This window comes from Paenibacillus antarcticus (genome assembly GCF_001637225.1).
Classification (GTDB): Bacteria; Bacillota; Bacilli; order Paenibacillales; family Paenibacillaceae; genus Paenibacillus_AQ; species Paenibacillus_AQ antarcticus.
In genome coordinates this window covers 1-12,690 of record NZ_LVJI01000035.1, presented here as the reverse complement: position 1 = coordinate 12,690, position 12,690 = coordinate 1, and the positions used below count along the sequence as shown (strand labels likewise).

11 protein-coding genes, 3 pseudogenes and 1 riboswitch are annotated in these 12,690 nt (G+C 36.9%); of the genes and pseudogenes, 3 read left to right on the top strand and 11 right to left on the bottom strand.

Annotated features, from left to right (window positions below; all coding sequences use genetic code 11):
• Nucleotides 1-7 precede the first annotated feature (7 nt).
• The 4 genes and pseudogenes from PBAT_RS19735 to PBAT_RS24930 all read right to left on the bottom strand — a co-directional run.
• Nucleotides 8-934, bottom strand: coding sequence for a helix-turn-helix transcriptional regulator (locus PBAT_RS19735; RefSeq protein WP_068652131.1), 927 nt, complete (start codon nucleotides 932-934; stop codon nucleotides 8-10).
• Nucleotides 935-1,767: 833 nt separating this feature from the next.
• Nucleotides 1,768-2,751 carry a GMP reductase gene (gene guaC / locus PBAT_RS19730; RefSeq protein WP_068652129.1) on the bottom strand — a complete coding sequence of 328 codons (984 nt, stop codon included), beginning with the start codon at nucleotides 2,749-2,751 and terminating at the stop codon, nucleotides 1,768-1,770.
• 76 nt (nucleotides 2,752-2,827) lie between these two features.
• A riboswitch (purine riboswitch) is annotated at nucleotides 2,828-2,926 on the bottom strand.
• Nucleotides 2,927-3,075: 149 nt separating this feature from the next.
• Nucleotides 3,076-3,311 (bottom strand): annotated as a pseudogene (locus PBAT_RS26420) (transposase); the annotation flags it as partial.
• A gap of 337 nt (nucleotides 3,312-3,648) precedes the next feature.
• Nucleotides 3,649-3,821: pseudogene (locus PBAT_RS24930) on the bottom strand (nucleotidyltransferase domain-containing protein); the annotation flags it as partial.
• A gap of 143 nt (nucleotides 3,822-3,964) precedes the next feature.
• On the opposite strand from PBAT_RS24930, the gene PBAT_RS19725 reads away from it, so the two are divergent.
• From PBAT_RS19725 to PBAT_RS26050, 3 genes are all read left to right on the top strand, one after another.
• Nucleotides 3,965-4,432: a DinB family protein gene (locus tag PBAT_RS19725; RefSeq protein ID WP_068652127.1), complete on the top strand. Its 468-nt coding sequence runs from the start codon at nucleotides 3,965-3,967 to the stop codon at nucleotides 4,430-4,432.
• Between the two features lie 225 nt (nucleotides 4,433-4,657).
• Nucleotides 4,658-5,851: a winged helix-turn-helix domain-containing protein gene (locus PBAT_RS19720; protein ID WP_068652126.1), complete on the top strand. Its 1,194-nt coding sequence runs from the start codon at nucleotides 4,658-4,660 to the stop codon at nucleotides 5,849-5,851.
• Nucleotides 5,852-5,885: 34 nt separating this feature from the next.
• Nucleotides 5,886-6,029 (top strand): TniQ family protein, encoded by a 144-nt coding sequence (locus tag PBAT_RS26050; protein ID WP_246168782.1) that lies wholly within the window; start codon nucleotides 5,886-5,888, stop codon nucleotides 6,027-6,029.
• On the opposite strand, the pseudogene PBAT_RS19715 reads toward PBAT_RS26050, so the two are convergent.
• The 7 genes and pseudogenes from PBAT_RS19715 to PBAT_RS25810 all read right to left on the bottom strand — a co-directional run.
• Nucleotides 6,023-6,616: pseudogene (locus tag PBAT_RS19715) on the bottom strand (TnsA endonuclease N-terminal domain-containing protein); the annotation flags it as partial. The gene PBAT_RS26050 and the pseudogene PBAT_RS19715 sit on opposite strands and share 7 nt — an antisense overlap.
• A gap of 656 nt (nucleotides 6,617-7,272) precedes the next feature.
• Complete coding sequence (locus tag PBAT_RS24925; RefSeq protein WP_188016996.1) at nucleotides 7,273-7,437, bottom strand: hypothetical protein; 165 nt, start codon at nucleotides 7,435-7,437, stop codon at nucleotides 7,273-7,275.
• 354 nt (nucleotides 7,438-7,791) lie between these two features.
• Nucleotides 7,792-8,793, bottom strand: a complete 1,002-nt coding sequence (locus PBAT_RS19710; RefSeq protein WP_246168371.1) for an LCP family protein — start codon at nucleotides 8,791-8,793, stop codon at nucleotides 7,792-7,794.
• A gap of 57 nt (nucleotides 8,794-8,850) precedes the next feature.
• On the bottom strand, nucleotides 8,851-9,717 hold the full coding sequence (locus PBAT_RS19705) for a polysaccharide deacetylase family protein (protein ID WP_068652122.1): 867 nt from the start codon (nucleotides 9,715-9,717) through the stop codon (nucleotides 8,851-8,853).
• Between the two features lie 1,186 nt (nucleotides 9,718-10,903).
• Nucleotides 10,904-11,419: a hypothetical protein gene (locus PBAT_RS19700; RefSeq protein ID WP_068652120.1), complete on the bottom strand. Its 516-nt coding sequence runs from the start codon at nucleotides 11,417-11,419 to the stop codon at nucleotides 10,904-10,906.
• Between the two features lie 571 nt (nucleotides 11,420-11,990).
• Complete coding sequence (locus PBAT_RS19690) at nucleotides 11,991-12,440, bottom strand: hypothetical protein (RefSeq protein WP_068652116.1); 450 nt, start codon at nucleotides 12,438-12,440, stop codon at nucleotides 11,991-11,993.
• Between the two features lie 39 nt (nucleotides 12,441-12,479).
• On the bottom strand, nucleotides 12,480-12,690 hold a 211-nt coding region (locus PBAT_RS25810), incomplete at its 5' end, for a hypothetical protein (RefSeq protein WP_211267843.1).

Genomic DNA, 12,690 nt, shown 5'->3' with positions numbered 1-12,690 from the left:
CGAGGTGTCATCTTTTGTATTGCTCTTGCATCTTTTTTATTGTATTTTCAACCTCTGATATTATGAACTGCGGTTTAATTACTTTAACCTTATCCTGTAGGCTAATTATTAAATCAACTACCCAATTCGTATTAGCAGAATAGAAAATAATAAACTTACCATCTTCCGTAAAATTCCTTGCTCCAATCTTATCCATTAATAAATCTTTATGTACCGCTTTGTATTCCAATACTATTTCTTGTGATGGAGAATCCTTCGTTTCTCCCAAATCATTTTCTTTAACACTAAAATCCATAGAAATATCTTTTGTTGGCATAGGCATAAATATTTCTTCTAAATATTTATATGATGAAATTCTATTGATTTTAAACAATCTAAAATCCTGTTGATCTGTGCAAAAGGCATACAAATACCAGTCGGTATATTTAAAGATAAGTTTATAGGGTTCAATTGTGCGTTTGCTATATTTATTTTTCGAATGGTATTCGATACGGATCCGATTGTTTCTCAATATGGCTTTTTTACAATCATCCATCATGGTTTGCGTATATCCATCTGAATACCATGTCGATAAATCAATAACTACATTGCTTTCCATCAGCGCAATATCTTCATTGGTGGGAGATATTCTTGTAATCAATCGTTCGATGATATCTTTATTTTCGAAACTTTGCAGTATTTTTAATCCCATCACAATATTTTTCATGTCATCCGTTGACAGAATGCTTTTATCTAATTTGTAGCCATCTAATATTCCTATGCCCCCACCTATCCCTGGGTATGTAACGATCGGTATTCCTGCCATATTTAAAGTTTCAATATCTCTAAAAATAGTACGTTTAGAAACTTCTAGTTTTCCAGCTAGGTCATTAGCGGTTATCTTCTCATTGTTCAATAGTATATTCACAATACTTAACATGCGGTCAAACTTCATAATATCCCTCGTTCTGTTTTCAGTATAAATATATCGACCATTTAAAACCACTTTCTATTGGTTCAGTTTCTAACTCACCTAATTTCTCTAGTGCGACTTCACTTAAATCCCCTTTTAATTTATCGGATCAGAGGCTAACCTCAATATTCGAACGACAATATTCAAATTCATACTTCGCCCAGACTCCACACCTCACCTTTAATAAAATAATTTATGGAACGAAAAAGCCGAGAAAAATGCAGGGGTACCTGGGTTTCTCTCGGCTCAGCGTGATATCGGTGAACTTTAATGTCACCAGACATGATTATTTACAATAAAGTATTGTTTTCATGGCACTTGTTATTTAAGTGTTTCCAAGCTTTTGTAACTGTTTATTTTTTCTCTAGATTGATGGGTGATTCTGCTAGAAATGGAATCCTGACTCATAACGGAGATCATAAATTCGACACTAGTCTAGCATAATGTTCGTTACCTCCAACCATGAGCTGCATTCGCCTTAAAAACTCTAACTATAAGAAATAATAGATACAACGGTACTGGACTGATCACGGTTAATAACTCGTATTGAAACGTCGAATCATAAATGAAAAAGACTTCCTAGTCAGATTGACTAAGGAATCATTTAAACTAAGTGCGAAATAAACTTTGTGGCGTGAATTAACATGGTACAATTCAAGATTACCTTGAATTTTATCTAGAGCTAACTTGAGTGCCTCATGGTAATCATTGATAGAAATTCGACTTTCTGTTTTAAGCGATGTTGTTAGAAAGTAATAGAAAAGTCCAGAGGATACGTAAAACACTTGCCTTTAGAAGCTTCTTTAAATAAGGCTTTAATATACTTTATCGCCATTAAAAATAGAGTTTTTGACAATAACATAATCTACGTGACGAATGGAGGCTAACGTGGTTCCACCAGCATATGAAATAGAAGATTGAAGATCTTGTTCCATTTCAGTTAACGTTTCCTGTAAGGAACCTTTATGCTCAACGTACATTTTCTTACCTTCTACGTTCTTCTTTTCACCTTTTTGAAATTCAGAAGCAGAGCCAAAATATTCTTTAACAAACTTACCATCTTTTTCGATGGTTTCTCCTGGTGATTCTTCATGTCCGGCAAAAAGGGATCCAATCATGACCATCGATGCACCGAAACGGATTGATTTGGCTATATCACCGTGTGTTCGTATTCCACCATCAGCAATAATCGGTTTACTTGCTGCCTTTGCACACCCACGAAGTGCTGCCAACTGCCAGCCTCCAGTCCCGAATCCTGTTTTAATTTTTGTGATACATACTTTACCAGGTCCAATCCCAACTTTTGTCGCATCAGCACCGGCATTCTCAAGTTCTCGCACAGCTTCAGGAGTACCAACATTACCAGCAATGACAAAGCTCTTGGGTACGTATTTTTTAATATGCTGAATCATATTAATGACAGCATTTGAATGACCATGTGCAATGTCGATCGTTATGAATTCAGGGGTAAGCCCTGCCTTTACAAGCTCTTCAATGAATTGATATTCTTCTTCTTTCACTCCAACACTAATTGAAGCGTAGAAACCTTTTGCCTGCATATCTTCTACAAATGACAGCCGCTTTTCTGGCTCAAAGCGATGCATAATATAAAAATAATTATTTTCAGCAAGATAAAGGGCTATCTTTTCATCAATGATTGTTTGCATATTGGCGGGCACAACAGGAAGTTTAAATTTACGACCTCCTAATGTCACAGTCGTATCACACTCAGAACGGCTGTTAACCACACATTTATTAGGAATTAACTGAATATCTTCATAATCAAATACTTTTTCCATGATATACACTCCTTATAGAAAATTTTTAATAGTAATTCTGACTAAAGTAACAAAAAAATCCTAACTATAAATGGGTAGAGTAATCTCACCCATTCGTAGTTAGGATTGTTAGGCTCCTAGTAGAGACTCTTAGACCATATTCTAAGAATATACGAATAACGTTAAATAATTTATATAAACACAAATTTGATTATAAACGAACTTTTATCACGTGTAAACGTTTATTATTCGGATTTTTATTGATAATCAAAAGAAATTTGAACAATATTATCAAAAAAAATGGTTTTTCATAAAAAGAGGAACTAGAAATCAGTGCTTGATTATTTAGTTAAGCCTATAACGATTGCATTCTACTAAGATCCTAGTCTTATAACGGTCACGATTACATGTGAAGTAATGACGACCTTCTACAGTTGCATTCGTCGGCAGCGATGGTAGTTGATGATCTCATTTTTCCAATTACGCATCGTTTCCAATCCACTTTTAACAGCTTCGTGGTCAATCTTATCGCCCTGTTCACACCAAAGGTTAAATCCGTTCGTTGCAGCTTCGGCATTGGGACAGAAACTCAAGTGAAGCTCGTTCCTTGTTCTATTTCAGTGATATCCCTATTTTTTCAGCTAAGGCGACCTGATTCAGCCCGTGCTGTAGACGAATGCTTTTAACTTTATCTCCAATGCCCTCTATATCCTTGCCCCTTCCTAAAAAATAAAACCGTCCTTAATATTTAAAGGACAGTTCATGATGTATCTAGATTATAGTTACATTCTTTAATTATCAGTTACATACAATATTTAACGCATTCAAAACGTTCACCTAATGATGAATGCCTTTCAACTTCCTTCTTTTAAAAAAAATGAAAGTTTGGAGATTGTTAACAGGTGATAGAAATATGGAACTATGATTCGCGATCACTAGGACATCTACATCACTATTAATGTGTAAGCCACCATTTACTGCAGAACCAAATAGATATACCCCGACTATCGAACTTCCAAGCAACTCCTCTACGATTTTTAATGCTTATATCGCTTGTTTTTTGGTATTTTTTCGTTACTCAAATCGCTCATCTCACTAACCTATTTGTTTGTATTCTCAAGTTTAGCGGTTACAGATGTTTTTTGTATACACTTTTAACGAGAACATACGTTTGTATTTTTCCTTTCTATTTTGTATAATAAATATAGAAGTGAATGATAGAGGAGGAGTTTGGATGTATCGACAAGTGGATGATTTTTTAAAGGAATGGGCAGTGGCTGTGGAAGGGACATTGCAAGTATTACAAGCCGTAACAGATGACAAATTAGGACAAAGTATTTTGGAAGGGCATAGTACACTTGGTTGGTTAAGCTGGCATTTAGTAGAAACAACAGGTTATTTTAGTCATTTAGCAGGTTTAACTGTACCAATGAATGGTCAAGATGAACCAGTTCCAGCGACAGCAAGAGAAATTATAGCAGCTTACGAAAAAGCAGCAGAGGCGGTCAAGGAAGAGGTAGCTAAGTTATCAGATGTGGACTTGCTAACAGAAACAGGCATTGCGAGTGTTGCAACAAAAGGTGCATTATTACGTTTCTTAATTGACCACCAAACACATCACCGCGGCCAAATGATGGTGCTATTACGTCAAGCAGGCTTACCAGTACCACCTGTGATGGGCCCAACAAAAGAAATGCAATAACGAAAAGATGCCCTCCTGGGTAGTATTACTTAAAGTTAGAGTTTTTATTATGCGGCTGATTGATTGTTTTGAGTTCGGTATTGCACTGGACTCGAGCCGGCCAATAAAAGTCCACGAAACACCCCAGCGAGGTGAACAAATTTCCCTTCACGCCTTCGCTTTTCTTTTCCCCTCCATCCCCCTCTGTAATATAATAAGAAAACTAAAATAGAGGTAGGTGCGCACATGATCCAATTAACAAACCGCCAGGCACGGCAATTTTTGTTGTTGAAACACGGACTTTTGGACGAATATAAATTTAGCGGGAAGCAGGGCGTATTGGACTTTGCTCGGCAGATTGGCTGTATTCAATACGACCCCATCGATGTTTGCGGAAAAAACGCCGAATTGGTGTTACAGTCGCGAATCAAAGGATTTACTAAGGGAATGCTCGCCGATTTGCTGTATGAGGATAGAAGCCTTGTCGATTATCCCGACAAGAACCTGGCCATTATCCCTGTCGAGGACTGGCCGTATTTTGAGCGATACAGGCAGGCCGCCCGACAACATGCCGAACGCTATCCCGAAATGGAAGCGTTGACAGCGCAAGTACGGGCTCATATCCAAAATCACGGTGCACTAAGTTCGGATGATTTAAAGTTGGATGGAGATTTCTCTTGGCAATCGGCAATCCACTGGAGCAGTGGAAACAATTCATCTCGATCAGTGCTGGAACAGATGTATTCGACGGGTGAGTTGATTATCCATCATAAAAAAGGAACACGTAAATATTACGATATAGCCAAGAAGTACATACCGCCAAATCTGCTGAGTGCATCAGAGCCGCTGGAAGATGAGCTTGAGCATCATAAGTGGCGGGTACTACGGCGAATCGGCTCGGTTGGTCTCTTATGGAATCGTGCGTCAGATGCATGGTTGAATATATGGGGGCTGAAAGCTGCACAGCGCAAAGAGGTTTTCCGCCAGCTATTACACGAAGCTCGCATTGTTGCTGTTGCCGTGGAGCAAATGAAGGATATGCTGTACTGCCTCGCGGAGGATTTACCGCTTATTGAAGCCATTCTGCAAAATCAGGAGCCGAAATTGCGTTGCGAGCTTATTGCCCCGCTAGATAATTTCATATGGGACAGAAAACTTATCAACGAATTGTTTGACTTTGATTACACCTGGGAGATTTACACGCCTGCAATCAAACGAAAATTCGGCTATTATGTGCTGCCTCTATTATATGGAGAGAGCTTCATTGGACGAGCCGAGATTATCGCGGAGAGAAAAACTCGAACACTCGTTGTTAAAAACATCTGGTACGAGAATGGTGTGAAGCAAACAACACAATTGCGAACAGCTTTGAACAGTTGTTTCCAAAAGTTTGCGATATTCAACGGGTGTGAGACAATTTCGGCAGAGTCTATGAACTGATATTTCCTGTATTCTGCTCTTGCCTGAATGAGAGATTTCTGCAAAGGATGGGTTATATTATTGCGCTGAATGTACGAAGGGAGATAATGAGAGGTGCGGAGAACCATATATTCATAGAGAGCATCAGCTACAGGGTATCAATTATTGCCCGCATCATGAAATTGCATTATGCTGTTGATTCATATTTTGAAATGAATCGTATTGTTGAATATCGTAATAGTCATGAATATAACTAATATTACGAGCCATTTCTTTAGGAATTTCTATTTCTGTTACGATACCCCAATCAATTTCTCTTCTCTCCCAGTAAACCCGCTCTATCTCAAACTTTTCAATAATTCGCTCTTTTAAAAGCTCGTCTTTCATTTTTATGGTCCTAGCAAGCTCTACTAGTCCTTCACCTTTATCTACTGTTAATAAAAAATCCGTTGTCATTACAACTGGCTCATTTGTTTTTGGGTCTGTGGGATGTTTAAGACCTAATTCATCTACAATGACAATTGTTTCTTCCAACGGCAATAAAGGAAATTGTTCTCGAATACCAACAACAAAATCTGAATATTCAGTTAAATAAAAGTAGTTTCGTTCCAAATCAGATAAAAATTCATGTTGCCTATTTGTTTTAATCCCTTTTAGACGAGTAGACCTTCCCAAAGAGGAAACATCTTGAATATTTAACCACGGTTTATAGTCTGAACCGACTCCAGAGCCACGACCTTCTTTAATCCATTTTTCGATTTTAGATGTTCTTGCTCGTTTAGACATAAAAAACACCCCTTTAGACCACTAATCTAAAGGGGTATTTCATCGCAACTTTTTTACAACCGTCGCAATTTTATTATAAACATCGTATCTTTTTTATAAACATCCCAACTTTATTATAAGGCTACATGTTCAAATACATTAAAATTGTGAAGTGACCCAAATAAAATCATTTATAATATTTTCATCTATATAAATTCAATTATATCCCGTTTACTTTTCTCATTTTGATTATATCTGAAACCGAAAGGTTTGTGCTTAATATTCTATTTGCATCATTAATTACTCGCTTTATCTCTTGCATGTATCCTAACCCACGATCATCGTCATAAATTAAAATCAATAATCTACTCTTTGGACGCGATACTGCAACATAATGAAGATAGCGGTCATTCTATAGCTAAGTATAATCGTTAGCTATAATAATAACCTGATCATACTCTTATCCTTTTGATGAATGAATTGTCCCTGATGTGAACCTATACTGTTTTTCATTATAAGTAGGTTTGAATTTATCATTGCACACTACAAAATATAGTGTATCAATTTCTTTTATCATACTACTATCACTGTTGGAATAACCCAAGTAATCATATAAAACCAGACAATCATTACGAAAGTCTTCTTCAGTATTTATTCATAAACCAATCTTTCCGTTGTTATTTAGATACGTTAAATCCTGGAAAAAATCCATGTATTTCAGGTTGCCAGGTGAGTGAATGAAAATCATATAAATCAGTAACTAAAAATTCTCGTAGAATTACATCCTTACATTCAATCGTAAAAATCTTTTCTTTGGAATCGGAACGAGCATTAGTGTTCATAATACATCTCCCTCTATAAACTGTACTAATGTCTTTAATATCTCTTTAAGTGAATCTATTGCGAGGGTAAAATGACTATAATTGTTTTTTATTTAGCAACAATATTTCAGAAAATAGCCTTTTATTTTAATAATCTGAGTCGACAAATCCGTACCTTCTAAAATCTCGATCCGAATCTTCACTCTTTTATTCATAGTAAAATAAAAAGCTGATCTTTAACAAATGAAAGATCAGTCCTTTTTCTAATTATCATTTTGAATTTTTCTTGCATATATCATAGACATTCAGAAGCGACATATGCTTGTCTCCTTAAAATTTCGTCTTCTCGGCTGGGCTACTATTATTTAAAGTAACTTACTCCGCTTTATCCTGATCTTCTGGTCTCAGTAACTGATCTGTTGGTATGGAGTTGTCCATCCAATTATCAATTGAATCTTGAGCAAATTTGAGATCTTCTTCATCCACACGGTCATAGGAAATACCGTTCAAACGTATGCTCTCACCCATAACCGTATAACTTGTAATTTGAACTTTGTTTCCAGTTAGTAGTTGTTTGCTCAGATCAATGATGAACTTAGGTTGCATGTCCGTCTGAAGGTTAGAACCCATGATATCTAGTAATTGTGGGATCTTAATGATTTGATTTAGGTTCATCATCCTTTTAGCTACCTGATCTAAGAAGACCTGTTGTCTCTTCGTACGATTGAAATCACTATCCTCACGATAACGCACATAGTTTAAAGCATCCGTACCATTATAAATAGACTGATTTGCTTTAATCGTGAATTTCTCATGGTCTACGCCTTTATTGACGATATCCTTCTCAATTGGAAGTTCCACACCCCCTAGCTCATCCACCGCATCCCTTAATCCTACAAAATTAATCGTAGCATAGTAGTCTAACTTATGGTCGAGTAAAGCCTCCATGGTATTTTTCGCCATCAGTTGTCCGCCAAAAGCGAAGGAATGATTGATCTTATCCTTCTTTCCTCTTCCTATAATTTCCGTATAGGTATCTCGCGGAATTGAAACCAATAATACCTTTGATTCTTTAGGTCTAATCACCGCATAAATCATAGTATCTGAACGCGCCGTTTCATGTCCACGCTGGTCTGAACCTAATAGTAAAACAGAAAAAGGTTTCACCGTTTCTACTATAGGAGTAGTTACATCCCCGTTCCCGTCTAGCGGTTTATATGACTTCCCCTCTAACGTGCTCACTACCCGATCAGACAAAAATATATCAAATGCAAGCATAGCTAACGGTTTACGGAACACAAAAGCTCCTGATCCGATCAAGACTAGCACTAGCGCTAGCACTACTATGATTTTTTTTTTGATTCTCTTGTTCATCATTCCAGTTCCTTCCTAATATTTGGAGTGTAATATAGCGTGTTCATATGTTCAACCCGACTACAGTCGTTCATCATTCTGAAAATTTAGGACAAAGTGATCAGCATCATTATAAACGCCAAACGCATATCCTTTATCCCTATAAAATGTAATGATTTCTGTTAGTTCCTGTAATGTTTGTGATTTTTCATGCATGAGAACGACTTCCATGTCAACTTTTGTTTCCCTTTTAATATTTTCTAGAATTTGGTTCGGATGACCTTTTAATCTCCAGTCGTTAGAATCAATTGTCCAATCCCAAAGCTTAAATCCAGATTCTACAATTTGATTACGAATTCGCTCACTTCTCAATCCTGGTGCTGAACCATAAGGTGCACGAACCAATCTAGGATTTGTACCTGTAATATCATGAATAAGAGCTAAGGTTTCATTCATCTCTGGTACAAACTGTTTATTTGTATATAACTTTTGAGAATCATGGGTCATACTATGTCCACCAATATAATGTCCTTCTCGTATTACTCGTTTTACACTTTCTTGTAAATTCATTTTTTTTAAATTACTTCCTTGCATGAAAAATGTTGCTTTTACATTTTGCTCTTTTAATACATCTAAGAACTGATCCGTTAATTTACTAGGGCCATCATCAAATGTTAGGTAAACAACTTTCCCTTTAGTTTTTCCGTCAGATTTTTTTTGTTGTTTTGCTTCTTGTTTTATTGCCTCTTGTTTGATAGCTTCTTGTTTTATTGCCTCTTGTTTTATTGCCTCTTGTTTGATAGCTTGTTGTAGTACTCCTTCTTGGTGAGAAGAATACATCTTCCCTATTAAAAAGATCATTAGAAAAAATGTTACTAGAACAATAATCCCAAAACGTATTCTTACCTTTCTTATCCTTGCCTTTTTATTTCTTCTCGATGTTTTCACTACTTTCCAAACCTTTCCATTGTGTACTGAAGCATCTGTGATAATCGGTTTAAATAAATAGATTAATAGATATCATGCAGATCTGGTGCAATAATTATAAAAGTCGTTGTATTGTATCCCTGAAATGAGTGCACGGTTCAAACAGCCGCGCGCTAAGCTTCTCTATCCACGAAATGCTTTGTGATCCCTTTCACAATGGATTGGGCCGTTCGATTCTGATGCCTATCGCTGAACTTATTCGTTTCATCGATTCGTTTTGTGTGGAACCTCCTCTTGCAAAATCACGGGATTGTTGCTTTACATCAGTACCTTCCAGCCTCTCTCACGTCGCGATCCTTGTATCCGGTATCCTCTCCACCAAATGCTCTTGCACATCGAGTGTGAACGGAAAACTATCGACTGCATGATAATACGTTTCGGTCCCAGATACGTCAGGATCTATCGATGTTCCTTATCTTTAAGGAACATCCAGTTTTTTGCGAATTCTATATAGATTACTTTCCATATCTTTTCTGATGGTGGTCGGAGGTTGCCTGTTTTGCTAATGAAACTTGAGGTGTACCGATGCTTACTGCACAAATGAAACCTGCCAGCGCTAAAAAAGGTATTTCTTTACGTACTGCTTTTTCATTTTCTAAAAACCTCCGTTTATGCTTGGTGTCTCTTACATAAGTAAGACGTATGAGCTCCCCTAAAAAGTTTTTTCGGGTTGGCTGAGAAAGAAACTTAATGAATGAATCGTTGTTATGTGTTCTGTTACATAATTTAGTTTCATTACTACATGTGGTTCGACCGAGATATATGTAATGTCTTTTTTTAAAAATGAACAGACCAATAAACCCAGATACAGCACAAACAGCAAACAGTATTTGTGTCGGAGGACAAGAACTTGGTCACTTACCCGATGAAACCCTGATTTCCAGAAAAAAAGGAGTCCTAATTATAAGGATCCTTTTTCAGTTGTGACCTCACCTCCTCCCAATAAAAAACGCCACCGAATAGGCAGCGTCTGCTTAACGTCAGGTCTTATTAAAACTTCAACGTACAAATCACCTTGATCACTATATAGGTCATTTTCTAGACCTCTTGGGTTGCCAATGATGCGTTTAATAAAAAGAGCAGAATACCGAAGCACCTGCTCATCAATGTGTATTATTCAACTAACGTTACCCGTTAGCTTAATCATCTAAACAACTTTTAGGACGAAATAATAAAAAGCATCACCGTGAGATAGGTTCTCTATATGTTCATCCATCCACCATACCCCGTATGAATAGAAATATGTCCCTTTTTGTGTAGGTGCATGAAAACTATTTTCTTTCACTTCAGCTTCTTCAGATTTGTCTTCATAGATTTGCATGACATGGTGTTGGTTCGGTTGCGGCTCATAGTTCATCACAAATGTAATAACTTCACCAGGCTGTACAATAACTGGATTTTCACCTTTTAAAAGCTCAACTGGACCAATTGAATCCACACATCTGCTTTGATTTTTTGAGTCCCAACAATATGTGCCGAGTTTTGTCTCATACATTTGTTCACCAATCTGAATTTCAGCCTTAGGCGGTTGCTCTTCCTCAAGTACCTTGTCCATTGGCTCTTTTCCAACTACTAAATCAACACCATTTGGCTGAACGCCAGAACAACCAACTAAGCCCATGAGAACGAGAGTCATTACGAAAGGCAGTAGAAATTTCTTCAAATTTTGAACCCCCAGTTTAAATAACAACGTTTACTGTTCAAACGAAAGAACAAGTAGTTATGTTGCGATGAGGAAGTAGAGGCAACCTTTATGGCGCACTTTTTTTAAAATCCCGTCTTATCGTCATTGAACTAATCTGCCCGCGGAACAACTAACTTTTGGATTATTAATTAATCATTTCTTTTAAAAATTGAATAAGAAAAATAAATCACTCCACCAACACCTAAAATCATTGATATACCAAACAATATCCATACTATTTCCACAACAGTATCACTAGGACCGTTACCTACCGGACCAACTTTTGGTTCGAAAAAATTATTTAGTTTCCATATACCATAGAAAGTGAGAAATATTGACGCGAACAATCCAACAAGTTTTTTTTGTTTTATGTTACTAACTCCCTTCCATCCGTACTGAAATTGGAGTAACTCAGTCATTAACTTAATAAACATATAATACCACATATTGGAACTAACCTGCCCGTTAGCTTAATAAAAAGAGCAGGATACCGAAGCACCTGCTCATCAATGTGTATTATTCAACTATAGTGTCCCGTTAGCACAATAATTTAGGGGTTTATATTATTTTCGCTTACATGTGTGACAACGAATCCTGAATCGTAATTGTGACGGAATGTAATTTGATAATTTTCTGTTTTCTTTTCTACCTCGTTATTAATAACTTCATGTACACTCGCTAAAACATCTAATTCATAAAATCCCCCCGTAACCTCTCTCATATCGGTTACTTGAAATGGGTCAAAGTAATAAACATTTTCTTTACCTGTCTTTAAGCATTGCTTTTCTTGGAGTGCCCATAGTGTCCTCTGTTGCAATTCAGTTGTTAACATTCGTTCCAATCGTTCTTCCCTTGTTTGTGGGGATCCCCATAAAGCAATCCATTCAATTGCATCTTTTCCTTTAGTCGTTTCATCATGTGGTTGAGCAACACTTGCTGACTGAATGGATAGTATCGCCCCAATGGAAAGGACTAGAGTAGATATCAATTTATTTTTCATATTATCACCCACCTATAAATTGCCTCATTTGGTTAGGTTTTATGTGCCAAGAAAATGTTCTGCTATACTGCCCGTTCGTATTATGAGATCAACCAGTTCTTTCTGGTTGATCCTTTTTTTATTTTCATAGAGGATTAAGGTAGCCTGGTCGAACGTACCTGCCCGTGGGACTTGATCCCGAGCGCTATAATGTTCACCCCTACTTGTCATGACCATGATTGAGGCTGGTTGGGACGTAAGATCCCGTATA